This is a genomic window from Bacillus sp. AG4(2022) (assembly GCF_031844465.1).
Taxonomy (GTDB): Bacteria; Bacillota; Bacilli; order Bacillales; family Cytobacillaceae; genus Bacillus_AB; species Bacillus_AB infantis.
On the sequence record NZ_JAUZVH010000002.1, the window covers coordinates 546,872 to 569,701 of the forward strand.

Annotated in this window: 26 protein-coding genes; 18 read left to right on the forward strand and 8 right to left on the reverse strand. The window is 45.3% G+C overall.

What is annotated here, in order from left to right:
• Positions 1–112 precede the first annotated feature (112 nt).
• The 3 genes from Q9R36_RS08685 to Q9R36_RS08695 all read left to right on the forward strand — a co-directional run bounded on the left by Q9R36_RS08685 (position 113) and on the right by Q9R36_RS08695 (position 2,468).
• Positions 113–1,024, forward strand: a complete 912-nt coding sequence (locus Q9R36_RS08685; protein WP_311224925.1) for a CobW family GTP-binding protein — start codon at positions 113–115, stop codon at positions 1,022–1,024.
• Positions 1,025–1,080: 56 nt separating this feature from the next.
• The gene (locus tag Q9R36_RS08690; RefSeq protein ID WP_094767227.1) at positions 1,081–1,482 is read left to right on the forward strand and encodes a MarR family winged helix-turn-helix transcriptional regulator; all 402 of its coding nucleotides are present in this window, start codon (positions 1,081–1,083) and stop codon (positions 1,480–1,482) included.
• A gap of 152 nt (positions 1,483–1,634) precedes the next feature.
• Positions 1,635–2,468, forward strand: a complete 834-nt coding sequence (locus Q9R36_RS08695) for a hypothetical protein (protein WP_180827364.1) — start codon at positions 1,635–1,637, stop codon at positions 2,466–2,468.
• A gap of 59 nt (positions 2,469–2,527) precedes the next feature.
• Here Q9R36_RS08695 and Q9R36_RS08700 read toward each other — a convergent pair whose 3' ends face one another.
• On the reverse strand, positions 2,528–2,770 hold the full coding sequence (locus tag Q9R36_RS08700; protein ID WP_022544079.1) for a hypothetical protein: 243 nt from the start codon (positions 2,768–2,770) through the stop codon (positions 2,528–2,530).
• 131 nt (positions 2,771–2,901) lie between these two features.
• On the opposite strand from Q9R36_RS08700, the gene Q9R36_RS08705 reads away from it, so the two are divergent.
• From Q9R36_RS08705 to Q9R36_RS08730, 6 genes are all read left to right on the forward strand, one after another.
• Complete coding sequence (locus Q9R36_RS08705; RefSeq protein ID WP_311224926.1) at positions 2,902–3,171, forward strand: hypothetical protein; 270 nt, start codon at positions 2,902–2,904, stop codon at positions 3,169–3,171.
• 123 nt (positions 3,172–3,294) lie between these two features.
• Complete coding sequence (locus tag Q9R36_RS08710; protein ID WP_311224927.1) at positions 3,295–4,281, forward strand: YncE family protein; 987 nt, start codon at positions 3,295–3,297, stop codon at positions 4,279–4,281.
• Entirely contained in the window at positions 4,274–4,957 is a 684-nt protein-coding gene (locus tag Q9R36_RS08715; protein ID WP_311224928.1) for a response regulator transcription factor, read from the forward strand. The genes Q9R36_RS08710 and Q9R36_RS08715 overlap by 8 nt, the downstream gene beginning before the upstream one ends.
• A complete protein-coding gene (locus tag Q9R36_RS08720; RefSeq protein WP_311224929.1) occupies positions 4,954–6,345 on the forward strand; it encodes a sensor histidine kinase in 1,392 nt (463 codons plus the stop codon). Before Q9R36_RS08715 ends, Q9R36_RS08720 begins: the two co-directional genes overlap by 4 nt.
• A 403-nt stretch (positions 6,346–6,748) precedes the next feature.
• On the forward strand, positions 6,749–7,522 hold the full coding sequence (locus Q9R36_RS08725; RefSeq protein WP_311224930.1) for a CAP domain-containing protein: 774 nt from the start codon (positions 6,749–6,751) through the stop codon (positions 7,520–7,522).
• Between the two features lie 208 nt (positions 7,523–7,730).
• Positions 7,731–8,228 carry a GNAT family N-acetyltransferase gene (locus tag Q9R36_RS08730; RefSeq protein WP_009795492.1) on the forward strand — a complete coding sequence of 166 codons (498 nt, stop codon included), beginning with the start codon at positions 7,731–7,733 and terminating at the stop codon, positions 8,226–8,228.
• Positions 8,229–8,241: 13 nt separating this feature from the next.
• Here Q9R36_RS08730 and Q9R36_RS08735 read toward each other — a convergent pair whose 3' ends face one another.
• Both Q9R36_RS08735 and Q9R36_RS08740 read right to left on the reverse strand, forming a co-directional pair.
• Positions 8,242–8,709 (reverse strand): Hsp20/alpha crystallin family protein, encoded by a 468-nt coding sequence (locus Q9R36_RS08735; RefSeq protein WP_311224931.1) that lies wholly within the window; start codon positions 8,707–8,709, stop codon positions 8,242–8,244.
• A gap of 50 nt (positions 8,710–8,759) precedes the next feature.
• Positions 8,760–9,248 carry an Hsp20/alpha crystallin family protein gene (locus Q9R36_RS08740; RefSeq protein WP_311224932.1) on the reverse strand — a complete coding sequence of 163 codons (489 nt, stop codon included), beginning with the start codon at positions 9,246–9,248 and terminating at the stop codon, positions 8,760–8,762.
• 227 nt (positions 9,249–9,475) lie between these two features.
• On the opposite strand from Q9R36_RS08740, the gene Q9R36_RS08745 reads away from it, so the two are divergent.
• Entirely contained in the window at positions 9,476–10,255 is a 780-nt protein-coding gene (locus Q9R36_RS08745; RefSeq protein WP_094767263.1) for an SDR family oxidoreductase, read from the forward strand.
• A 167-nt stretch (positions 10,256–10,422) separates the two neighbouring features.
• Positions 10,423–11,916 carry an HD-GYP domain-containing protein gene (locus Q9R36_RS08750; RefSeq protein ID WP_094767232.1) on the forward strand — a complete coding sequence of 498 codons (1,494 nt, stop codon included), beginning with the start codon at positions 10,423–10,425 and terminating at the stop codon, positions 11,914–11,916.
• A 122-nt stretch (positions 11,917–12,038) separates the two neighbouring features.
• Here the strand turns inward: Q9R36_RS08750 and Q9R36_RS08755 are convergent, their stop codons facing one another.
• A complete protein-coding gene (locus tag Q9R36_RS08755) occupies positions 12,039–13,148 on the reverse strand; it encodes a mechanosensitive ion channel family protein (protein WP_129611940.1) in 1,110 nt (369 codons plus the stop codon).
• Positions 13,149–14,069: 921 nt separating this feature from the next.
• On the opposite strand from Q9R36_RS08755, the gene Q9R36_RS08760 reads away from it, so the two are divergent.
• On the forward strand, positions 14,070–14,225 hold the full coding sequence (locus Q9R36_RS08760) for a YflJ family protein (RefSeq protein WP_022544074.1): 156 nt from the start codon (positions 14,070–14,072) through the stop codon (positions 14,223–14,225).
• Between the two features lie 147 nt (positions 14,226–14,372).
• On the forward strand, positions 14,373–15,161 hold the full coding sequence (locus Q9R36_RS08765) for a hypothetical protein (RefSeq protein WP_311224933.1): 789 nt from the start codon (positions 14,373–14,375) through the stop codon (positions 15,159–15,161).
• Between the two features lie 70 nt (positions 15,162–15,231).
• Here the strand turns inward: Q9R36_RS08765 and Q9R36_RS08770 are convergent, their stop codons facing one another.
• The 4 genes from Q9R36_RS08770 to Q9R36_RS08785 all read right to left on the reverse strand — a co-directional run bounded on the left by Q9R36_RS08770 (position 15,232) and on the right by Q9R36_RS08785 (position 18,652).
• Positions 15,232–15,795, reverse strand: a complete 564-nt coding sequence (locus tag Q9R36_RS08770) for a GNAT family N-acetyltransferase (RefSeq protein ID WP_148949186.1) — start codon at positions 15,793–15,795, stop codon at positions 15,232–15,234.
• A 326-nt stretch (positions 15,796–16,121) separates the two neighbouring features.
• Positions 16,122–17,243 (reverse strand): amidohydrolase, encoded by a 1,122-nt coding sequence (locus Q9R36_RS08775; protein WP_101549734.1) that lies wholly within the window; start codon positions 17,241–17,243, stop codon positions 16,122–16,124.
• Between the two features lie 23 nt (positions 17,244–17,266).
• Entirely contained in the window at positions 17,267–17,854 is a 588-nt protein-coding gene (gene uptA, locus Q9R36_RS08780; RefSeq protein WP_101549732.1) for an undecaprenyl phosphate transporter UptA, read from the reverse strand.
• Between the two features lie 15 nt (positions 17,855–17,869).
• Complete coding sequence (locus Q9R36_RS08785; protein ID WP_094767238.1) at positions 17,870–18,652, reverse strand: undecaprenyl-diphosphate phosphatase; 783 nt, start codon at positions 18,650–18,652, stop codon at positions 17,870–17,872.
• Between the two features lie 262 nt (positions 18,653–18,914).
• On the opposite strand from Q9R36_RS08785, the gene Q9R36_RS08790 reads away from it, so the two are divergent.
• The 5 genes from Q9R36_RS08790 (at position 18,915) to Q9R36_RS08810 (ending at position 22,829) form a co-directional block, all read left to right on the forward strand.
• Entirely contained in the window at positions 18,915–19,214 is a 300-nt protein-coding gene (locus tag Q9R36_RS08790; RefSeq protein WP_050767316.1) for a DUF4870 domain-containing protein, read from the forward strand.
• Between the two features lie 149 nt (positions 19,215–19,363).
• Complete coding sequence (locus Q9R36_RS08795; protein ID WP_009795507.1) at positions 19,364–20,215, forward strand: patatin-like phospholipase family protein; 852 nt, start codon at positions 19,364–19,366, stop codon at positions 20,213–20,215.
• A 673-nt stretch (positions 20,216–20,888) separates the two neighbouring features.
• A complete protein-coding gene (locus Q9R36_RS08800) occupies positions 20,889–21,665 on the forward strand; it encodes a hypothetical protein (RefSeq protein WP_311224934.1) in 777 nt (258 codons plus the stop codon).
• 87 nt (positions 21,666–21,752) lie between these two features.
• On the forward strand, positions 21,753–22,079 hold the full coding sequence (locus Q9R36_RS08805) for a four-helix bundle copper-binding protein (protein ID WP_009795510.1): 327 nt from the start codon (positions 21,753–21,755) through the stop codon (positions 22,077–22,079).
• Positions 22,080–22,253: 174 nt separating this feature from the next.
• Positions 22,254–22,829, forward strand: a complete 576-nt coding sequence (locus Q9R36_RS08810) for a TlpA disulfide reductase family protein (RefSeq protein WP_009795511.1) — start codon at positions 22,254–22,256, stop codon at positions 22,827–22,829.
• Position 22,830 lies beyond the last annotated feature (1 nt).

Here is a 22,830-nt window from a genome sequence, read left to right on the forward strand (position 1 = left end):
ATCTGCAAGCTAAAATAAGCCTTAACAGCTTTTTTGCTTTCAAACAGGGCAAAGTTTAGGTAACATATGATTGGAGCGTTAACCAATTTTGTCAGGAAGTGAACATGCTGAAATGGTAAATAAAACAGAAGTATATATATTATCGGGATTCCTTGGCAGCGGAAAGACCACTTTATTGAAGAGGCTGCTGCTGCAGGAAAAAAAGGATGGCCGGAAGACAGCTGTTATGATGAATGAGCTTGGAAAGGTATCCATTGATTCGGAAGCTGTTGACGGGGAGGTCCCGTTGAAAGAACTGCTTGGCGGATGCATCTGCTGCAGCATCCAGGATAAACTGGAATCCCAGCTGCAGTCGCTGCTTTTGGATGAGAAACCTGAAGTGATTTATATTGAAACGACCGGCGCTGCCCATCCTGTGGAAGTGCTTGATGCTGTGCTGTCGCCGCTGTTCGCAGATAAACTGCAGGTTAAAGGCATCATGACTGCGATTGACGGGATGAGATGGCTTGCCCGGAAGTCGCTGAGCCCGCAAGTTCAGCAGCTGCTCATAGAGCAGGTGCGGCATGCCGACCTGATCCTGGTGAATAAATCAGATGAAATGAGCAGTTCAGAACAAGCCTCTGCAGTCATGGATATCCAGTCTTTCAACCAGCATGCGGTGCCTATTCTCACCACCTATTCCAAGGTCTCCGCCGAAGCGGTACGGGGGCTTAAGACGAATCGGAAGACCGGGGCTGAAAAAGCCTCCCTCAAGGATCTGAACCTTGGATCCTATGTTCACACCTTCAAGGGCCCGGTCAGCCAGGAAGCATTCGATTCTTTTTTGAGAGAGCTGCCTGATTCGGTCTTTAGAATAAAGGGATATATTAAGTTTTCGGTTGAGGGCTATCCTTTCCTGTTCCAATTTTCTTATGGAATGCCTTTATATATGAAGGAATATATGAATATGCCCCTAAACATGGTATTTATCGGCGAAAATATAGACTGGGAGCAGATCAGCCGGAAATTAAAGGATATGGAGTAAATGATATAATATCACTGAAAGATCATTTAGCCCATATAGGGAAAGGACGATTTTCTTTGAAACAAGCAGCAGAACTGGAAAGAGCATTCCGGACTGTTTTTCGGACTTTAAGGCAGGAAGTGAATAAGCTGATGGGCGATGAAGTCACCAGCAATGAATTCACTGTGCTGAAACTAATAGCAGACGGACCTAAGATGGCTTCTGCCATTTCTAAAGAGCTGAATGTATCGGCAAGCCACATTACGAGCGTAACTGATTCTCTTGTCAGGAAAGGCTATATGACCAGAAGCCGTTCCGAAAACGACCGGAGAGTGGTGGAATTGGTGCTTACAGGAACCGGCAAGGAACTTGTTGAAAAACTGGAGGAAAAAAAATCTGCCTATTTGCAGGCAAAGTTCCGCTCTTTTACTGAAGAAGAGCTGGATCAGCTGGTAAAGCTGTTTCAAAAACTTATGTAATGATTTATATGAGCCCTGCGCGCGCCCGCCAGGCTCTTTTTTTGTTTCATTTTAAACTGTCAGGATGCGGCGCCGCGCATAAAAGAAGGCTTGTGTGGGACACTTTTCATTGAGGGCCGCATGACCCATCCTACAAAGAGAGAAATCGAGTGATGATGATGAAGTTCTTAAAACAGCCGGCAGTCCTTATTCTCGCCAGTTTTCTTCTTCAGGGATCCATTTTTTATGCTGATGCATCCGGCAGGCCAGCTCCACTGGATTGGTCAGAAGTCAATGAGCTGCTTCCAAGATTCAGCACATTTACTGTTGAGGATGTTGAAACGGGAAAGAATTTTAAAGTGCAGCGAAGGGCAGGAAGCCGCCACGCAGATGTCCAGCCCTTGACGGCGAAGGATACAGCCGTGATGAAGGAAATTTATGATGGAAAGTGGAGCTGGAGGCGGAGAGCCATCATTGTAAAATCCGGAAAATTGAGAATAGCGGCTTCAATGCATGGGATGCCCCATGGAGCCGGGGCACTTGCCAATAATTTTCCCGGCCACTTCTGCATTCATTTTAACGGAAGCACAACTCATCGAAGAGATGAGATGGACTTATCTCATAAATTGATGATTTTGAAGTCTGCAGGCGAACTGGAGGCATACACCGGAAATGCAGGACCGGAAGAAGCAGCTTCAGCATTCATTGCAGGTCTGAAGCAGCAGGACGAAGATATTGCGGGCATGCTTTCTCTGCAAAAGCTGCCATGGAAAAAAATCCTCCCGGCTATTGAAAATGTTCAGCTGGAAAGTGCTTCCGGCGGCTTCAGCATGGAAGAAAAGCAGAACCAGCTTGTGGATGTTTCCGTTGAAGTTGTCTGGTATATAAAAAATGAAGGAAAAAGGCATTACAAAGGAAAAATCGAAATGATAAAAATGTCAGCTTTCGACGGCTGGAAAGTAAACGCGCAAAAATTCCTGGAAGAAAACCGCCTATTCGAAAGATAAGCGGTTTTCTCTTTCCGCAGCAATAAAAGCAAAAAGGGATGCTATGGCATCCCCCATTCTTATTTCATCTCTCCAAACTTCGCAAATGTCTTCTCATCCTCTACCAGCCCGCAGGCTGCGCACTGCACCCTGACTTCAGGCCCTTTATAAGCCATATGGAAAGGGCTCAGCTGTTCTTCAGCGTATTCTTCCAAGACAATGCCCGAGCCGGGATCAAGCTTTACTGGCTGTGCTACCTGCCTGATGATATTGAATCTGCTTCTATTGGTTTTGCAGTTAGGGCAGCGGTAAGGTGTCCCCATGAACATCCTCCTTTCATTCTTCCTGCAGATTTGCCGGTGAACGTATTTTTTGCCATTGCAGTCTTCTTTATGCATATATAGTAGGGGTATACTAGAAACGATGGTAAGACACAGGCAAGGAGAGATAGAAGATGAATAATGATTATGCTTATTTGCTTAGCCAGTACAGGCAGCTTTGGAACAACCGCAGGCTTGAAGGTACCGGCTCAGCGGAGGATATTTTAAAGGAAGCAATCCGGAGAGAGCTGAAAGATGAAAATGCCCATCCGCGTGCCAGAAAGCGGGTGGCGGAAAAGTTCTACCTGGCAGTTAAGAGGCTAACAGACTCTGATATGCCGAATGAAGATAAACTTTTTCTGATAGACATGCATTGTCAGGTGTATGAACAGATCAGATCTTAAGATTTTTAGCGGCATATGCCTTGCTGTCGAGAATGATCTAAAAATATGATCAATAACTTTTCACAAATATTTCACAGTACAAGGATATAATCTTCTTATACATAGCAGAAAAGGGGAACAATCATGAGGGCAATTGCACTTACGCTGGGATATGCGTGCATGCTGCTGATGCTGGCAGCCTGCAGCTCTGAACAATATCCGCCAATTGCAAAGGACAAAATGGTGGCGGCAACCGTCAACATCAAAGATATGTCTTTGACCTTCATTGATTTGGATATATTGGATGAAGCGGCGACATGGGATTTACAGAAGCCTTATACGGGCGGCTTAATCCTCCCTGATGGAGATTCCTTGTTATTGTACGGCAAACAGCTGGACACCGTTGATTTATATTCATTAGAAAAAGGGGAAAAGATCGGTGAATGGCCGGCAGGTACCGGGATAGTCAATGGCAGGCTCCTTGCAGGCAGGCAGGAAATTGCTTTTGCAGACCAGGAAAAAGATCAAGTCAGGTTCTATGATTTGAATGGCAAGGAAACAGGAGCTGTTAAGACAGAAGCCGATCCCTTGACCATCCTCGAAGAAAAGGAAAAAGGGAGGCTATTTGTCTCAAGCTTCAAGCAGGAAATCATGACTGTCATAGATATAAATCAAGGCAGAAAGATATCATCTTTCAAAATCCATCCTTCTGCAGCAGGAGCCCTAATCAGGGAAGAAGAGGGAGAACTTTGGATAGGCGGCCATGGAGAAGGGGCAGAAGCTGAGAAAGACATCCATGTTTACAGTCTGGAAACAGGCAGGCTGGCAAAAACGATTCCTGCCCCAACGATGCCGGTAGGCTTTGCAGAGCTGAAAGGATCTATTTTTGCTCTCAGCCACGGCTCCAGTACACTTTATAAGGTGGACGGCGGCGGTAAAGAGGCAGGCAGCATCCAGGTCGGAGCCAATCCTTTTGTAATGCTTCCTTTCGGAGAGTATCTGATTATTGCGGGCTATGACAGCAATGATGTCCATCTGATTGATCCGGGACCGCTTCAGGTCATAAAGACGATCAAAACAGGAGAAGGGCCATTCCAGATCATACTCCGGGGGGATGTTGGAAATGAATGATTTAGAAATATTAATTGTGGATGATGAAGAAGATATGCGTCACCTGATCGGGATGTATTTGGAAAATGCCGGCTTCAGCTGCCGTTATGCTGCAGGAGGAAAAGAAACGCTGGAAGAAATACAAAAAAATCTTCCTGACCTCATTCTTTTGGATATCATGATGCCAGGTGAAGATGGATTCTCAGTGTGTGAGAGGGTGCGTGCCCAATATGAAGTACCTGTCATTTTTTTATCTGCAAAAGGGGAAGAGTGGGATAAGGTCAAAGGACTGCAGATCGGGGGAGATGATTATATCGTCAAGCCTTTCAGCCCTGGGGAACTGACTGCCCGCATACATGCAGTCCTGAGGAGGAGCGGCAGCATCAGCAGCGCAGATTCAAATATAACCTCCGCCGGAAAAATAACGATAGACAAAAAGGCGCGGAGCGTGAAGGTGGAAGGCAGCTATATCATGCTCACACTCAAAGAATATGAACTGCTGATGTTCTTTATCGGCCACCAGTCCCATGCGCTGAGCAGGGAACAGCTTTTAGAGCAGATATGGGGAATGGATTATCTGGGGAGCTTAAGGACGGTGGATACCCACATTAAAACACTAAGAATGAAGCTTGGTGCAGGAGATTATATAAAGACGGTCTGGGGAATCGGCTATAAGTTTGAGGTGCCCCTCGAATGAAATACTTCTCAGGCAGCCTGGCAAGGAAAATCTGGCTGGCGATCATGGCCGCCATTGTCATCACCATCGTTTACTCATATTTTCTGTCCTATTTGTTTTATGAAAACCTTTATGTCTCACATATTGAGGAAGAGCTGCTGCAAGAGGGCGGGCGCCTGGCCTCGCAGTACAGTTCAGGCCCGATTACCGAACAATATAAAGAAAAAGTGGAATGGTATAACCAGGTATCTGATGCGGAAGTCTTTGCTGTCAGCAATCCGAGGGAGCTGAGCGCCTGCCTCCCATTTGATATTGATTATGACACGCTGATCGGCCCTGAAGAAAGAGAACGGCTTCTTAAAGGAGACCATATCCTTAAAACCGGGTATGAGGAGCGGTTCGGCCGAAGAATCATGGGAGTTATTATTCCCTTGCTTGACGAAAACAGACTTGAAGGTATTTTATACTTATATATCCCGGTGGAAAATATCTCAGAAGTCACAAAGGATTTTGCCTACTGGTGGGTAGCGGCTGCTTTGCTGTTTCTTGGAGCTGCCTTCATCTTCGGGACAAAAATAATCAGTAAGCTGACACACCCGCTTGCAGATATAAAAAAGGCAGCGGAAAGAGTGTCTTCAGGAGATTATTCAAGCAGGGTCCAGATTCAATCCGAAGACGAAATAGGGCGCCTTGCCAGGGCATTCAATCAGATGTCATCCTCCATCCAGAAGGAAGATGAAAGAAAGAAGGAGTTTCTGGCTGATATTTCTCATGAGCTCAGGACACCTATCAGCTATATTAAGGGCTATAGTGATGCAATATTAAAAGGGATTGCGGATAAAGATGATAAGTATCTTCATCTTATCAATAGAGAATCGGTCAGGATGGAAAGGCTTGTCGGAGACCTGCTTGATTTATCGAGGCTGGACACCGATGAGTACCAGCTGGTCAGAATGCCTCTTCCCCTTGCTCAGGTCATTGAAGATAGCCTGGTGCGGTATACCCCAGCTTTGAGGGAAAAGAGAGTAGAGCTGCGGACAATGCTTGATCCGGACATCATTATAATGGGTGATGAAGGAAGAATCGGGCAGATCGTGCAGAATATCATGGACAATAGCATCCGATATACAGGTAAAGGCTACATTGAAATTACCCTGAAAGCTTCCAATAGGGACTGCATTCTTACAATAATTGATACAGGAAGCGGAATCCCGCCGGAAGATCTTGAAAGTATCAAGCAGAGGTTCTACCGGGTCAATAAAGCCCGAACCCGGGATGATGGCGGCACTGGACTCGGCCTTGCCATTGCAGAAAAGCTCATCCAGCTGCATCATGGATCCATATCAATAGCGAGCAGTCCAGGAGAAGGGACAACGGTAACCATAAAATTGCCAATGCTAAAGGATTAAATTGGAAACCCGGGATATTTCCGGGTTTTTTCAATTTAAATCATACGAATTTCTTTTCACATTTGTCATTCCCGTGTAATAAAAGTAAACAAAGGATGACCCCTGAAAATGTGTCAATAAGACTTCTTTATCATATGTTTGGAAAAAAGACATGTTCACTTCCACTTTACCAATTATTATCCATACAATAATATTCCAGCCATTAAACCTAAGATATCTTGATATAACAGGCTTTTCCTGCTTAATTAGTCCCAAAGTCAGTATGTGCAGCCTATGGATGCACTTACAAACTGCTAATATGTAAAATCCTCCCTCTAATATTACAAAAATCGTATGCTATGATATTACTGCAAGCAAGAGAGCAACAAAAAACAAACTACGATTATCAGGGAGGATTTCATACATGAATAAAAAAGTGATCTTTTCAGTAGCAGCGGCAGCAGCATTGCTTGTATCACCAGGATTGAATAAAGCAGATGCAGCATCTAATTGCCCGACTCCACAGCAAGTGAAAGTAAATTACTCTGGAAACCTGAATAACGAGCAGATTAACAGCCTGCTTCAAAAATATATGAAACAATACAATATTAACTGGGAAAGCGTACAGGTAAACAAGCAGCCGGCCAAAGCAGAACAGCCGAAACAGGAAGCACCTGCACCAGCCAAAACAGAACAGCCAAAACAGGAAACTCCTGCACCGGCAAAAGCAGAACAGCCTAAGCAGGAAGCACCTGCACCTGCACCAGCTAAACAGCCTGCACAAGCAGAACAGCCTAAAGCTGCACCATCAGCATCACAAGTAAGTGCGTTTGAGCAAAAGGTAGTCGAACTGACTAACCAGGAACGCGCAAAAAATGGTGTGCCTGCCCTTAAGCTTGATACAGAGCTCAGCAAGGTTGCACGCGAAAAGTCTAATGACATGAAAACAAAAGGCTACTTTGACCATAACAGCCCAACTTACGGTTCTCCGTTTGATATGATGAAGAAATTCGGCATCTCTTACAGAACAGCCGGTGAGAACATTGCAATGGGCCAGCGTTCACCTGAAGAAGTAGTAAAAGCATGGATGAACAGTGAAGGCCACCGCAAGAACATCATGAACGCCAACTTCACACACATCGGTGTAGGCCATGTGGCAGAAGGCAACTATTGGACTCAAATGTTCATTGGAAAATAATATAGCATTCAAAAAAAGGAGACAGCACCTGCTGTCTCTTTTTTTTGAACAGTTTTAGACTTTCCTAGGGAATGACTGTCTTATACGTCTTAATCTCATTCAGGCTGCGGCCCGAAAGGTTTAACAGTAAATGCGGGTGCTTTTCCTTCATGATTTTTCCGAAAAAGGATACAATACAACCTAGAGTTAATATAGATAGGGGATTTCTATGGATATCAGAAAAGCAGAACCAAAAGATATAAGCAAAATAATGGGAATCGTAAAGAAAACAGTAGAAATTATGAGGCAGGAAAATAATGATCAATGGACAGATGAATATCCTGCAGAAACTGATTTCCTTAATGATATCAAGAACGGAACAATGTTTACAGCAGTGATGGATGGAGAACCCGCCGGTGCTATAACATGCGATCAGGTCCAGGCAGAGCAATACCGCCAGGTTTCCTGGCAAAAGGCCGATGGTGAATGCTATGTGTTCCACCGCCTCGTTGTAGATCCTGAAATCAGGGGAGCCGGGATTGCCAGCCGTCTCATTTCATTTGCTGAACAGCATGCTGTTCAGCAGAATGTGCCATATATGAGAACTGATACATATTCACTTAACAAGAAGGCCCAAAGACTGTTTGAGAAAAACGGATACAAAAAAGCCGGTGAAATCTATATGGACAGGGAGCATCCGTTCTTTTGCTACGACAAACTTCTTTAAGCATGCCGGAAGTTCAAGTATCCATCTGGAAAGGAATATCTACAGCTTCCTCATCTTCATGTATGGGTATGATAATGACAAGAAGACCTTCTTCAAAAGAGGTTTTGATCTCTTGCCGTATGACCTGATATGGAATGGATAATTTCTTCTCAAACTTCAGGCTGGGGCGCTCTTTTATCAAATATTCCCGGTTGGGGAGAAGAGTCATATATTTACCTTGAATCATGATTTCCCCCTTAGCCAGTTGAACCTTGAAATTCTCCCTTTCAATGCCTGGAAGTTCTGCTTCAACAATGATGGTGTTTCCGGATTTGTAGACATCACATCGGGGAACGGATCCCTGCTGGCCGAAAAATAAAGAGCCGGGATTGGATGGCACAATCTGCCCCTCCGGATTCTTTTTGCTCAGACTGCCCAACAGCGGATCATTCTGGACCTGGGTGCTCCATTCCAGAAGATGCCTGAATTGTTCCAAAGACATAGATTGTAACCTCCTTTAATGAATGGGAGCTCAGAGCTAAAAGGAAAAGGTTAAAGGATTTCAGTTACTTCAATCTCAGAAAACTGCATATCAATATTCTTGGGTATCCTGACTTCCAGCATGTTGTCTTTGAAGCTCGCAGAAGAGCCTTTCCTTTTTACAATGGCAGGAAGGGTAATCGTATGCTTATTTTCAAACTCAGGAATATGCTCCAGGATGATCTGGTTTGAAGTATGATAAAGCTTCAGCTGTTTGAGCCAGGATTCATCTTTTATTCCGATCCTGACAAAAACATAATCATGTGTTTCGTAGACAGAGGTATCGAGTTTGGAAGAGCCGGGAGGAGAGGGATCAGGGTTCCCCTGCTGAAATGGGCTGAATCCCTGCATCATATTCTGTGGCCCTCCCATTCCCTGCGTCGATTGGGGAAAAAGCTGGCCCATCATATTCTGAACATATTTGTCAATCTCGTCAGGCTTGAGCTGCTGCATCGTTTTTTTCATGTCTTTGTTAAACGGGAAAAGGTTCCAGGGAAACATATGATACATCCTTTCCTAGTGAGGCGTATATGCCCCATGTTCGGTATATGCTGATGTATTATATGCAGGCAGCAGCCTAATCGTTAATTTTCACGCATACAGCAAACCAGCTGCCAGTCCAATTGCATATATTTTCTGCCAGCCTCTTTTTATTTGCATATCTCAAGGGTTCTTCATAGTATAGTGATTAAGAGAGCAGAAAAAAATATTGCGGGGTATGTATCTTGGTGAATGTAAAGACGGCTTTAATAACCGGCGGAGCGGCCGGCATCGGAAAAAGGACAGCCATTGAACTGGCAGCTAATGGGGTTTCGCTTGCAATCAATTACCGCAGCAGCCGGGAAAAAGCTGAGCTGCTCGCAGAAGAATTGACTGAAAAATATGGGACGCAAAATATTGTTGTCCAGGGTGATATCGCTTCTGCAGAAGACTGCCTGCGCATTGCTGAGAAGGCACTGGATTATTTCGGCTCAATCGATATCCTTGTCCATAATGCCGGGCCATACATACATGAACGAAAAAGAATGGCTGATTATTCCCTTGAAGATTGGAGCTATCTGATGAATGGAAATGTAAACGCAGTCTTTTGGCTGACAAAGCTCCTTCTGCCGGCGATGAGAGAAAAAGGCTGGGGAAGAGTCATTACCATTGGATTTGATAGAGTCGAAACGGCGCCAGGGTGGATTTACAGATCAGCTTTTGCTGCAGCAAAAACAGCGGCGGCATCCCTTACAAGGACTCTTGCCCTGGAAGAGTCTGAGAACGGGATTACAGCCAATATGGTCTGCCCAGGTGATATCGTAGGTGAATGGAAAGAGAAGGAAATCATTCAGGCAAGAGAATTGATCGGAGATTTGCCCGAAAATGAAAGAGATGCAACCGGAGAGGATATTGCACGGGTCATTTCGTTTTTAAGTGATGATAATTCCGCCTTTATAAATGGGAGCATTATTCCCGTCACAGGCGGAAAGGATATACTGGGAAAAGCATACAGGCTTGATGGCTAAGAAGGGCACATTGCTGAAGGCAATGTGCTTTTTGCTGCAATATTTGTGCCAATAAAAGAGAAAGTTTGAGAAAACCTGCTGCAGAAACGAGTACATATAGTTTTGAAGGTGGAAGGATGATAAAATAGTAGGAAATAACTATAAATTTGATGCAGGTGCTGTGGAATATGGACATATATAACAGGTTTCTTAAAAAACTTCTAATCAATTACATATTCGGCTCTTTGATTGCAGTGCTGGCAATCGGTGCAACCTTTATCTTTACAACCATTGATGCCAGGGGATATGACAAAGCCCTAATATGGCTGATTCTGGCAGGGTCAATGGTCATCATGTTTTTTACGGAGGGCTTTTTCTTCAGGCAGCATATCAGGCCCATTCGAGCTGTGTTTCTTTCAGATGGAATGGATGCGGAGTCTGTCAGAAAAGCTATCCTGAGGCTGAAGCAGTTTCCAGTCCTAACGGTCAAGCGGATTATGCTGCCGCATCTGCTTGGACTGACGATACCGGCAGCATCTGCTTCACTTTATCTGATCTCAGCCGGAGAGCTCAAGCTCTCCTATTATATGGTGCTTTATGCCGCCATTGCCGCTTTTCTTGTTGCCAGCATGCACGCCCTAGTAGAATTCTACTTGACGCTTCGGGCGATCAAGCCGGTGCTGGCCCATTTCAAGGCGGCCAATAAAAGCGGGTGGCTTGTTCAAGAAACTCCGTCCACCATTCCTATCAAAAAGAAATTCCGTTTAACAGTCCTTGTGATCGGTGTCCTTCCTGTCCTGATTTTCATGGTAGCTGCCCAAATCAAGCTGGAAGGAATGGGGATGGAAACGGCCGTTTTTTGGCAGTGGGCGGCTGTTGTGATCTTCATTACAGTTTGCTATGCCATGCTGACCGCGAAGTATATGGCGGAGGATATTGAAGAGCCGATTTCACGCCTTCAAACGCTGATGTCCGAGGCGGAAAATCAGAACTTTGCCTACTTGAAGGATAATGTGTATACAGACGAATTCTCTGAGGTATTCACAGGTTTCAATATTATGATAGCGGCCCTGAAGCAAAGGGAAGAGACGAACCGGCAGCTGCTTGAAAGCTTCATGACTGTCCTGTCTGCAGCACTTGATGCGAGGGATCCATATACTTCCGGCCACTCAATGAGGGTGGCATCATTCTCCCGCGACATAGGGAAGAGACTTGGTCTTCATGATGAAGAACTGAAGCAGCTTTATCAGACTGCTCTTCTCCATGATATTGGAAAAATCGGTGTCCCGGATGGTGTTCTGCAAAAAGAAGGCAAGCTGACTGACGAAGAATTCGAGTACATAAAGGCCCATCCGGTTATAGGTGAAACGATTTTAAAGCAGGTACAGCCGGCAGGCGAGGTGGCTTCATTGCTCCCCGGGATCCGTTCCCATCATGAAAGAATCGATGGAAAAGGCTATCCTGATGGACTTCAGGGGGAAGAGATACCTTATTTTGGCCGGATCATCGCCGTAGCAGATTCTTATGATGCCATGACTTCTGACAGACCTTACCGCAAAGGGATGCCGCCGGAAAAAGCATTGCATATACTTGAAAGTGGAAAAGGCACACAGTGGGATCCACAGGTGGCAGACGCTTTTATTGAGCTGGCCAGAAAGATGGTGCAGACTGAGGCATCCTGATCTTTCAGGTTCTCTATGGGCTATATAAATAACCCTTAAGGTCCTTCATACATGACAAAGGCCGCACCAGATTGGTGCGGCTTTATTGATGCACGCATATTCTTCCCGCATAATGAAAGAATTTATGATGAACGGAGCAATGCCTTCTCTTCCTGAATAATTCCGCTTCCGGACTGTACCCCCTCTGATTGGACCACCAGAGTCCGTGTAGGGAAAGCCATGCTGACTCCTTCCTCTTCCAGGATTAGCAAGATCCTGAAATTAATGTCTTCTTTGATGGAAAGATAATCTGCAAAAGACGTCACATTCGTGAAAAAGTACAGGTAAAGATCAAGGCTGGAATCATTGAAGCGGTCAAAGCGAACTATGATTGTATCGTTATGGATTTCCTCATGCTCAATGAGCATCAGCTCAATCCGCCTTGCGATTGCCTGGAGCTTTTCTCTTGAAGTGGAATACGTAACTCCCAGATGAAAGGCAATCTGCCTTTTTCCCATTTTAGACCAGTTAATGATCGGCTCGTTGGCAAGGGTCGAATTGGGAACCGTCACAAGAGCCTGGGCAAAAGTACGTATCTTCGTGCTTCTAAAGGTAATGTCCTCTACTGTTCCCTCGACGCTGGGAGTCTTAATCCAATCGCCTATTGTGAATGGCTTCTCGGTTACGATTACTATCCCTCCAAAAAGGTTGGAAACAGTTTCTTTCGCAGCCAGGGCAAAAGCCAGGCCTCCAAGACCCAACCCGGCAATGAAGCCGTTGATATTGAAACCCCATTCTTCAGCAATCATACTTCCGCCAAGAACAATGACAAGAGTCTTAGCCATCTTAGAAACAAAAGGGACGACCAGCTTATCGACATTAATGTCGAGTTTGCTCATCAGTTTAGGGAAGAGCACCGTAGTCATGCTGCTTAAATTGAAAAGGCCCCAGGCCGCAAGCACAACGAAAACTGACCGGAACAGCTTTTTTTCTGCTGTATCGCTGATCAGGTCATATGGGAAAAACTGCAAAGCCAGCTGAAGCCCGATAACGACAAACAGCCATCTGACAGGCTTTTGGAACGAATTTAGGATGGAAGAGGCTGTGGTGATGCCTTTTTTATCAGTATAATCAATAATCAGCTTGAAGATATATCTTGTAAACACTTTTCGGAGCAGCAAAAATAAAATCAGGATTCCGGCAGAAAGGGCAAACTTTGCCCAAAAATCATCGGTTAACAGGTAAGTCATCATTTTCCTCCTTGATGTAAAACTAAGCAGTGATAAACATTAGAACACTTTACCACTAACTGCGGAAAAATTTAATAGGTTGAAAGACGTAACTTTTAATAAGGCTCTTTACGCATTGATTGTTGCTTTATTGCCATTCTTATAAGAGGTGAAAAATTACTTTTACAGGAAGCAAATGCTGCTGGTGCTTGCCAGAATTTAAAGTCATTTAACGTCAATTTTATACGTGAGGTATAAAAACCGCTATTTCTGGATCATTCAAGAAAATCTATTTAGGAACAATCGCGACCAGCCATAAAGAGCGGACCTTACAGGACCTGAATGAGGGAATCGGGGACAGGCTGAAAAATAAGCGGAGAAATTCCCCCTGATTTCAAAGAAACTCTAAAAACAGCTGCAATAGACGGAGAAATTCCGGCGATCGATTCAAAAAACAGAAAAATGGGCAACCTTGCTGCACTTAACCGGAAATTTTCCGCTTATTTAATGCCCTCATGCCAGATTCAGCAGTTAAAACGGAAATTCTCCGCTTATTTTAAGGCTTGCTGGTCCCTCAAATGAGGATAAGACTTCCTGGTTTTTTTATCCTTTCCTGCCCTGTTAGCTGAATAAACCTCTCCTGAAAAGGGGAAAAAAGAGGGTCTCTTCACTCAATTTTGAAAAAGCCTGTCTGCCATATATACCTATGCGGAGATCAAAGGCGAAAGTACAGGAATGGACAGACCGTTTTTTTCAGAGTCTGGAATATAGCATGGCTGTTCCTGGCTTTCGGTTTGCAAATGCAATCAGTGTGTTCAACCCGCAGATTTAAGCTCTAAAGAATAAGGATGCTGGCTGAGCCGCTGAATTTTTGCCGTGAAGGTCTTCAGCTGCTTCTTTCAGCATATAGTATACGGACAAGCGATTTGGAGAGGAGAATGAAGGGTGGCATATCAGGGGTCGAAAGGCTGGTATATTCAGAAGCTGAAGGAAATGGGGATCAATAAACATCCGATAGACCGCAGGAAAATAGAATTATACAAAACCTATATTGTCAGAAAGCTATACATCGAAGAATTAAAGAAAAATCCGGGAAAATAAACATATGGGGAGGCTGCATAGAAAGCAGTCTCTTTGTTTTGCCAAACGGTGCGGCAGTCTATGCCCGGCACCTGAGCATGCGCTTTTCATAATGGCATGTTGGAAAGCGGCGAAGCATATGATGAGGGAGAAAGGGGGCAGAGGATAGTGAGATCTCTTATTGCAAACAAGCTGGCCACCATTTGGATGGAAATCGGGGAAAGCAGCTTTGACTGCCCGCTGAAATCCGTAAGCGGGGGGAACACAGTCTGGCAGCAGATATATCTGCTCGGGCACTATCCTGTCCTGCTCCATGAATATTATTTGATGTCCAGACTGATTCTCGATAGCAAATGGATTTTGCCTCCATGGAAACTGTTCTCTTTTAAGTGCGGAAGTGCAATTGAATATGATGCCTTCTATGCCGCCGCATGCGAGAAGGAAATCGGCAGCTTTACATACACCGGCATTGACGAAGAAGTCTGGAGTGGCCGGAGTGAAGTCCCCCCCAATAAACTTAAGCTGATTCGATCACCTCCATCAGGCTTGCAGGTAGGGGAATTGGATGAGATCAGCTTAATAATGTTCCCTAAATCATTAAAGAGCTTTACCGGCAGGGATTTTGAAGCTATAAGCCAGCAGCTGCAAAGGGCTGTTATGAAAAGGAAAAGAATCTGCATGGCTTTCTCGGCATCCGACCCTGAAAAACCTGATTATGAGCTGAACCGGTTTCATTCACTCCTTGAACAGGCTGTGAGATGGCAGAAGTACAGAATCTGCCAAGAGCAAACGATTCATATTAAAGCCGAAACAGCCTTCCGATATGCTGATGACCGTTTCGAATATCCTCCAAAAATTCTGATGAAGATGAGGGATAGGGAGGGCTTATCCTCACTTTGTCCTGTGGAGAGGCTGGAACAGGCATTTATGAGGGCAGTTTTTCTGGAGGCAAGGTGAGTTTTTATATATGAAAAAAAAGCCAGTCGGGAATGACTGGCTTTTGGTTAAATCTCGTGTATGTGCACCCTTAAGCCTCCATTAGCTGGGTGACATCCTGAACCGGCTGGACTCCGCTCCGCATTACATGAAGTGTATATAAGTCCTTTGGAATTTCATAAAGATTGTAGATAAGCTCCTGCTTGTTCAGCTGTTCAAATATATGTTGCCTTGTTTCATTGGCCTGGATAATATAGGGAAGCTTCTCGGCAGCTTTTTGGGAACGGATATTGACATTTCTGATCCTCATAAAGATCGTTTCAATTCCGGCTTCATAAAAAAGCTCATCAAAAAAAGCATCCTTGGCTGTCTTATTATAGCCTTTCCCATGATAGGGCTTGCCGAGCCAGGTGCCGAGGAAACCGGCCTGATCCTGAATATCGAACAGATTGATGGTCCCGATCGGAGCACCCCATTCATCGAGGATAGTGCGGGAAATAAGCTCACCGCGTTCCTCTGCTTCAATCGTCTGCTTGGTCATAAATAAAAATTCATCATAGGAATAGGCTTTTTGGCGCACAAAAGGGAAGACTTCCGGGTGCGTCATCAATTCGTACAAAGCATGGCAATCATGAAGATCGCGTTTCTTGAGCATGTATGTTCCCTCCAGCCCGAGGTAGTCCTGCTCCATGCCAAATAGAGCTCTGGTCCCACCCTCGAAATTTTTTGTAATGTTGCTAAAAAATTTCGGGGTGGGAATCGAACCCACTAGAACCATCCTTGGATTGGATGGTGGCGCACCATTTGCCTTCCCTATATCTATTGCATTCCATTATGTGTTTATTCAAAGGCAGAAATTCAGCAGAATCTTTGCCACTTAAGGTATCATACTAAAAAAAAATAAAAAAAGAAATAGGTAAATTGTTAATATTTCTTGAAAAATTTACAGCAAAATTCGGCAGCGGATTTTGACAAATTCCATCACTCAGAATAGACGAATTCCCCGTCAATCATCGTCCAGGACGGCTTGGACAAAAAATGGAAAGGGTGGAGGCTCCAAAGGGCCAAATCTGCATCCTTGCCAGGCTCAATTGAGCCGAGCCTGTCTTCTGCTCTCAAGTTCCTGGCCGGAATGAGCGTGATTCCCTCGAGTGCTTTCTGTTCAGCAAGACCTTCCCTCATGGCTATGGCAGCACAGACATTCAAATATTGTATCGGTGTATAAGGATGGTCTGTCGTTATCGAGACTTCAATTCCCATTTTCGTCAGTTCGCTGTATGTCCTCCATGTTTTATTTTTCAATTCTACCTTCGATCTTCGGGTCAATGTCGGGCCCACAGACACCTTTAAACTCCTTCCAGACAGCTCGTCGGCTACCAGGTGACCCTCTGTGCAATGCTCAATCCTCAAATCCAGATTGAATTCATCTGCCAATCTTACCGCAGAAATGATATCATCCGCCCTGTGTGCGTGGATCCGTACAGGAATGGAACGATTAAGGGCGAGCAGCAGCGGTGCGGTGCGGAGATCTTCCGGTGATGCCGAGTTTTTTGCGGCATAAAAAGCCTCCCGGAGCATTCCCATGATGCCCATCCTGGTAATCGACTCTTTATTGCCGTGGCTGTGAATCCGCTTGGGGTTTTCCCCGAATGCGATTTTGAGGCCTGCCGTTTTCTGGATCGTCATCTTTTCAATATTTTTGCCGGCGGTTTTGATGACAGAAGTGGTTCCGCCGATGATATTGGCGCTGCCAGGCATGATATGGACCGCCGTGATACCATGCCGCACAGCATCAGAAAATGCAGGGTCGAGCGGGTATACGCCATCCATGGCCCTGATATGCGGGCTGAGCGGCTCTATGGTTTCATTGGCATCATTACCAGCCCATCCGGTCCCTTCATCATAAAGTCCCATATGTGTATGCACATCGATAAAGCCTGGGAGCAGATGCCTTCCGCCGCAGTCAATGATCCTGACGGCGGAATCCACCTTAATTGAAGGGCTTGCCCTCTCTATCTTGCCATCTGAAACAAGGACGTCACCCCTGAAGGGTGCTGAAACAATCGGGTAGACAAGCGCATTTTTCAACAGCATCCTTGGCATGATCACGCCTCCTTTTTTACGCATCAATCTTTTTTGCGTTGCTTGACAGCAATATATCCGGCAAGAAGGACAGCAGCGGTGACGATGATCGGTGCCAGATATGGTTTTGCATAATCCTTTACTTCATTCCAATGGTCGCCAAGCTCCATTCCCAGCAGGAGAAAAAGCACTGTCCAGGGGATAATGGCCGCCACAGTGTACAGAAAAAAGGTTCTGAGAGGCATCTTTGCTATTCCTGCCGGTATGGAAATGGCATGCCGTACGACAGGTATGAACCTGGCAGTGAAGATGACGCCGGTTCCATAGCGGTTAAACCAGTCCTCGGCAGCATCCAGATGACTGCCTTTAATCAGCAGAAATTTGCCGTATCTCTCAAGGACGGGCCTGCCCCCAAAATAACCGAGCCAATAAAGAAAAAGCTGGGCAGCGGTGCCGCCGGCAACCCCGGCGAGCAAAGCTCCTGCAAAATGGATCTCTCCGCTTGCAACCAGGTATCCTCCATAGCTCAGGACAATTTCACTGGGGATCACTTCTGCCATCAATCCAAGGGCTATGCCCAGATAACCGAGGCTTGAAAGGAACTCAAATAACTGAATGATCACTTCCTTCACTGATACATCACTCCCTTAAAAAAAACCTGTCATTTGAAGGGCGAGGACAGCAAAGCCCAAAATCCATACATAAACAGCAAAAATCTTCAGGGATTTTCTTTTTAAAAATGAAATCATCCAGACTACAGCCGCATAGCCGAACAGCGCTGATGAGAGTGTGGCGATCAATAGGCTCCCAAAAGGGATGGCCTCGGTATGGCCGGCATACATTTCTCCTGCCTGCATCACAATCCCCCCGGCTATCGCTGGAATGGAAAGAAGAAAAGAAAAATAGGCAGCCGTTTCTCTATCCAGTTTCCTGATGAGGCCTGCGGCAATCGTCAATCCGGAGCGGGAGAGGGCGGGGAAGATGGCTGCTGCCTGGAAGGTGCCAATGAAAATGGCATCCCCCATACTGATATCGTCCATCTTTTTCCTGCCTTTTTTTATTCCATCGGCAGTCCAGAGGATAAAGCCGGTAAGCAAAAATTCCCACCCGATGGTTACGCCGGACTTTGACAATGAATCGAGAAGATCCCCGAGAAGGAGACCTGCAATCACGGCAGGAACTGTTCCGGCTGCAAGGAGCAGGGAAAGCCGCCCGAAAGGTTTCCTGGCGATTTGGAGGAGCTCATCTTTGTAAACGACAAGGACTGCCAGCAAGGTTCCGACATGCAGCATGGTATCAAGGAACAGGCCAGCCTCATCAAGCCCGAACAGGTGCCTTCCGAGATATAAATGCCCGGTACTCGAAATCGGGAGAAATTCAGTCAGGCCCTGGATCATGCCGAGAATTAGCGCTTCTATCTTAGAAAGCATCTGATCACCCTTTACATCTTTTTGGAGTATTGAGGAAGGCTCCTTTATTGTTGTATTTGCCGATATATGCCCTCACTAATTAGTATTCAAGTTGTCCCAAACAAGAACAGGGAAAGAAAAAGATGCGGTTAAAGAATAATTTAAGCGGAAGAATGAAACCTTTTTAGATGTGGGGCGTAGTAATAGTTATAAGAAATCATTTTTAATATTGGAGGAATTATGAGTGGAATACCAAAAAAACTCCAGCAGTGATGAAAGGCTGATGGCATCCCTGATTTATATATCCAGCCTGTTTACGACCTTTCTCGGGCCGCTGATCATCTGGCTTTTGAAGAAGGATGACTCGGAGCTTGTGAATTATCATGGAAAAGAGTATTTTAACTTTCTTATTTCTTATGGTGTGTACAGCATCATCAGTACCGTCCTGATGATTGTCCTTATCGGCTTCATCACCATCTGGATCGTCGGCGCTCTGGCCCTGGTCTTTACCATTGTGGCGGCAGTAAAAGCCTATGAAGGCAATGAATACAGAATACCGCTGGTTTTTCGTCTGATAAAATAAGACAGCATAGCTGCTGATTCCTTTTAATGGGATCAGCAGCTTTTTTTGTGCCGCAGTCAGGCGGAGCCTGTGACAAATGCGGATTTTTTTTGTTAGAATATATCCATTATCAAGCAATAATAGGCAAAAAAAAGAGAGGAGTCTTTGTCATGCTCAATGAAACCGGCCTGGTGCTCGAAGGCGGCGGGATGAGGGGCGTCTATACGGCAGGCGTGCTGGAATACTTTATGGAGCAGGATCTGTATTTTCCCTACATAATAGGAGTTTCAGCGGGAGCCTGCAATGCTGCTTCCTATATCTCAGGGCAGAAAGGACGGAATAAAACCGTCAATGTGGATCTTGTCAGTGATCCCCGCTATATATCATGGCGCAATTATTTCAGGAACCGGCAATTCTTTGGAATGGATTTCATTTTTGATGAGGTCCCGAACAAGCTTGTCCCCTATGATTATGATAAGTTCCATAACAGCCAGTCGGAGTTCGTCATTGGCACAACCGACTGCCATACAGGAGAACCTGTTTATTTTAACAGGGAAGGCTACGGGCAGGATGTGCTGCAGGTGCTGAAAGCTTCGAGTTCACTGCCTTTCATTGCTCCGGAGATAGACTACAACAGCAGAAAGCTGCTGGATGGGGGAATCAGCGACCCGATTCCGCTGAAAAAAGCCCAGCAGGACGGATTCCAAAAAAATATAGTCATACTCACAAGAAATAAAGGCTATCAGAAAAAACCTTCAAAGTTCCATTTCCTTGTCAGAAGAAAATATCCAGCCTATACAGGCCTCCAAAAGGCCATGGAAAACCGCTACCGGCAGTACAACCAGACACTCGGCTACCTGGCAGAGGAAGAACAGAAGGGCACCACCCTTGTCATCCAGCCATCAGAGCCGCTCGAAGTGGGAAGGATGGAAAGAAACCCAGCCAAGCTCGAACACCTCTACAACCAGGGCTACAGCGATGCCAAGAAGCAATTTGGGCGGATTCAGTCTTTTATTGGGTGACAGGCACCTATACCAGTTGTAGACCAGTTTATTAACCCCAGCCAAATGTTGGCTGGGGTTTTACCTTCGACAAGAGTACAGAGATTTTTAGATTAGAAGGATGCCCGCTCTGAGAACAATGTGGCATTGAATAGCATGAGTGAAATAGAGGGAGCCAGTGCCGCCGGCTAAGACCCTCTGAACTCGTTTAACCAACCCAGAGGGTATTAGTGCCGTTGACTAAGACCTTCTAAGTCTGTTAAAACCAACCCAGAGGGTGTTAGTGCCGCCGACTAAGACCCTCTAAATCTGTATAAACCAACCCAGAGGGTGTTAGTGCCGCCGACTAAGGCCCTCTAAATCCGTTAAAACCAACCCAGAGGGTGTTAGTGCCGCCGGCTAAGGCCCTCTAAATCGTTAAAACCAAAACAAAGAATGCTAGTGCTGCCAACTGAGACCTTCTAAACCATCTAAAACCAAAAGAGGTCTGCAACGACGTCATCTATTTCCTCAGACTCACAAACTTGGCCTCAAAGGCTTTTCCTCATTGAAAATATGGCTGCTCCAACATAAAAAAACTTGTAGATATCCCCGCTCATTCCCTAGCATGATTTCCCGCAGAGTTTAATAGAATTAAAGAGCAGTAGTAATTTGAAGCAGAACCGCAACCAAATTCTTCACGGGAGACTTGCTGATGAATATCCAAAAGCATTACAGCCGATTAGCAGATCTATCTCTTAACAGCAGCCTGGCAGCACTAGTGCCTCTATTTTTCATCCTTCCGGCCTGCCTGGTTATGCTGCCGGGCAGGGAGCTGGTGCTGGCAGCTGTGCCTTTTCTTTTGTACAGCTTTGGCTGCTATCAGATGAGTGTGCTCCATCAGGCAAGGTCAAGAGCGGTGGACAGGCTGGACAGCTGCCAATATCACGGGAAGCTATTGGAAGAAAATCATCTGCTGGTTTCCCATCTTCCTTCTGCTTCTTTAAGAATGGTCTTATTTACCCCTGACGGCCAGCTCGCTGGAGAACTGAGAGATTCGAACGTGACCTTACTAGGGAAACTTTGCCCCTCTTTTCTTTCCAGGTCATTTCAGCGGGAATACGGATTATACAATCGATCAGGCAACCTGATGATCCTTTTTCTGTCGAGGAAGAATAAAGTGGATATTTTCAGGGCTGACCGCCGCTATATTGGGACGATGCAATTTATTCATAAACCAGGAGGATCGGCTGTCATACGATTCCGCCAGAAGACGCTTTCCGTTCGAAGGGAAAAGTTTTTCCTGGATTGCAGGATTGGATGGGATGGCGGGAAAGAATTGATGAGCTACAAAAAGGGTCTGATGCCTGTAAGCTGGGCTGAGAAATTTCAAAATCCTAATATGGAGGTTATGGCATTTAATGACAATGCCGGACCGAAAGAGAGGATTTTGGCATTGGCAGCAATCGCTAAGCTGTTTGCTGACGGATGATGATCGCAAGCAGTCAGGTTTTGAAGTGCTTATATATGGGAATCTATCACTAAGATCGTATACTGCAAAAGAGCGGAGGATAAAGTGATGGATAACAGCTATGAAAATTGCATCAAAGCGTGTCTGGATTGCCTGGAAGCATGCGAGGTTTCCTTTAAGAAAACCCTGGAAGAAGCAGATGCCGGGAAAAAGTCTGAGGCAATCAGGCTGTACAGAGACAGTGCCGATATTTGCGCGCTGACAATCAAGGCGCTTGAGTCAGATAGCGATTTTATAAAAAAATATACTCTGCTCTGTTCAAGGATAGTTGATCAATGTGCAGAACAATGCAAGCAGTTTGAACAAGCTCATTGCATGAACTCTGCAGAAAAATGCTATATTTGTGCAGAAGAATGCAGAAAGCTTGCTGCTTGAAGGGACACGAAATAGACAAACACAATCCGGCCGGCGTGCCGGTTTTTTTATTGCCGCCTGTTTACTTAGATCACATAGCATATTAAAATGGTGTTCTAGCACGAATATTCAAGCCTATGCAGCTTAGGCCTGCTAAGGACATATAAGAATGCTAATAATAGCCCGAGGTGTAGAATGAAAAAGTTTCTTCTTGTTGCAGGGATCATTTTGCTGGCTTTATTCGTTATTGATAAGACGTTCTTAAAGGATAAAGGGGTCGTAAACAAGGTGCTGCCGGCTGAAAAATATGAAAGGCTGGAGAATCCGGAGGAAATAGCGGTGGGGATTGAACCGGGCAATAAAGCACCGGACTTTACTCTGACTGATTTAGAGGGAAAAACAGTGAGCCTCAGTGATTATAAAGGCAAGAGGGTTTTTCTTAATTTTTGGGCAAGCTGGTGCCCGCCCTGTAAGGCCGAAATGCCTGATATGCAGGAGCTTTACGAAGAAAAAGCAATCGGGGATTTTGAAATCTTGGCTGTCAACATGACATTTATTGAAAAGAACAAAGGCGATGAAATGGACTTTGTAAAGGACCACGGTCTTACCTTTCCCATTCCGCTTGATGTGAAGGGACAGGTCATGGGGGAGTATGAGATTATGGCTTATCCGACCAGCTTTTTTATAGATTCTGACGGAATTATCAGAAGCAGGGTTATGGGCGCTGTGGATAAGGATTTTATAGAGAAAGAAAGCAAAAGGCTTCCATGAT

What these genes read in the sequence shown, in the direction of transcription:
- Q9R36_RS08685 (WP_311224925.1), top strand. Translation starts at nt 113, where the DNA reads ATGGTAAATAAAACAGAAGTATATATATTATCGGGATTCCTTGGCAGC.
- Q9R36_RS08695 (WP_180827364.1), top strand. Translation starts at nt 1,635, where the DNA reads ATGATGATGAAGTTCTTAAAACAGCCGGCAGTCCTTATTCTCGCCAGT.
- Q9R36_RS08700 (WP_022544079.1), bottom strand. Translation starts at nt 2,770, where the DNA reads ATGGGGACACCTTACCGCTGCCCTAACTGCAAAACCAATAGAAGCAGA.
- Q9R36_RS08705 (WP_311224926.1), top strand. Translation starts at nt 2,902, where the DNA reads ATGAATAATGATTATGCTTATTTGCTTAGCCAGTACAGGCAGCTTTGG.
- Q9R36_RS08710 (WP_311224927.1), top strand. Translation starts at nt 3,295, where the DNA reads ATGAGGGCAATTGCACTTACGCTGGGATATGCGTGCATGCTGCTGATG.
- Q9R36_RS08715 (WP_311224928.1), top strand. Translation starts at nt 4,274, where the DNA reads ATGAATGATTTAGAAATATTAATTGTGGATGATGAAGAAGATATGCGT.
- Q9R36_RS08720 (WP_311224929.1), top strand. Translation starts at nt 4,954, where the DNA reads ATGAAATACTTCTCAGGCAGCCTGGCAAGGAAAATCTGGCTGGCGATC.
- Q9R36_RS08725 (WP_311224930.1), top strand. Translation starts at nt 6,749, where the DNA reads ATGAATAAAAAAGTGATCTTTTCAGTAGCAGCGGCAGCAGCATTGCTT.
- Q9R36_RS08730 (WP_009795492.1), top strand. Translation starts at nt 7,731, where the DNA reads ATGGATATCAGAAAAGCAGAACCAAAAGATATAAGCAAAATAATGGGA.
- Q9R36_RS08735 (WP_311224931.1), bottom strand. Translation starts at nt 8,709, where the DNA reads ATGTCTTTGGAACAATTCAGGCATCTTCTGGAATGGAGCACCCAGGTC.
- Q9R36_RS08740 (WP_311224932.1), bottom strand. Translation starts at nt 9,248, where the DNA reads ATGTTTCCCTGGAACCTTTTCCCGTTTAACAAAGACATGAAAAAAACG.
- Q9R36_RS08750 (WP_094767232.1), top strand. Translation starts at nt 10,423, where the DNA reads ATGGACATATATAACAGGTTTCTTAAAAAACTTCTAATCAATTACATA.
- Q9R36_RS08755 (WP_129611940.1), bottom strand. Translation starts at nt 13,148, where the DNA reads ATGATGACTTACCTGTTAACCGATGATTTTTGGGCAAAGTTTGCCCTT.
- Q9R36_RS08770 (WP_148949186.1), bottom strand. Translation starts at nt 15,795, where the DNA reads ATGCTCAAGAAACGCGATCTTCATGATTGCCATGCTTTGTACGAATTG.
- Q9R36_RS08775 (WP_101549734.1), bottom strand. Translation starts at nt 17,243, where the DNA reads ATGCCAAGGATGCTGTTGAAAAATGCGCTTGTCTACCCGATTGTTTCA.
- Q9R36_RS08785 (WP_094767238.1), bottom strand. Translation starts at nt 18,652, where the DNA reads ATGCTTTCTAAGATAGAAGCGCTAATTCTCGGCATGATCCAGGGCCTG.
- Q9R36_RS08790 (WP_050767316.1), top strand. Translation starts at nt 18,915, where the DNA reads ATGGCATCCCTGATTTATATATCCAGCCTGTTTACGACCTTTCTCGGG.
- Q9R36_RS08795 (WP_009795507.1), top strand. Translation starts at nt 19,364, where the DNA reads ATGCTCAATGAAACCGGCCTGGTGCTCGAAGGCGGCGGGATGAGGGGC.
- Q9R36_RS08800 (WP_311224934.1), top strand. Translation starts at nt 20,889, where the DNA reads ATGAATATCCAAAAGCATTACAGCCGATTAGCAGATCTATCTCTTAAC.
- Q9R36_RS08805 (WP_009795510.1), top strand. Translation starts at nt 21,753, where the DNA reads ATGGATAACAGCTATGAAAATTGCATCAAAGCGTGTCTGGATTGCCTG.
- Q9R36_RS08810 (WP_009795511.1), top strand. Translation starts at nt 22,254, where the DNA reads ATGAAAAAGTTTCTTCTTGTTGCAGGGATCATTTTGCTGGCTTTATTC.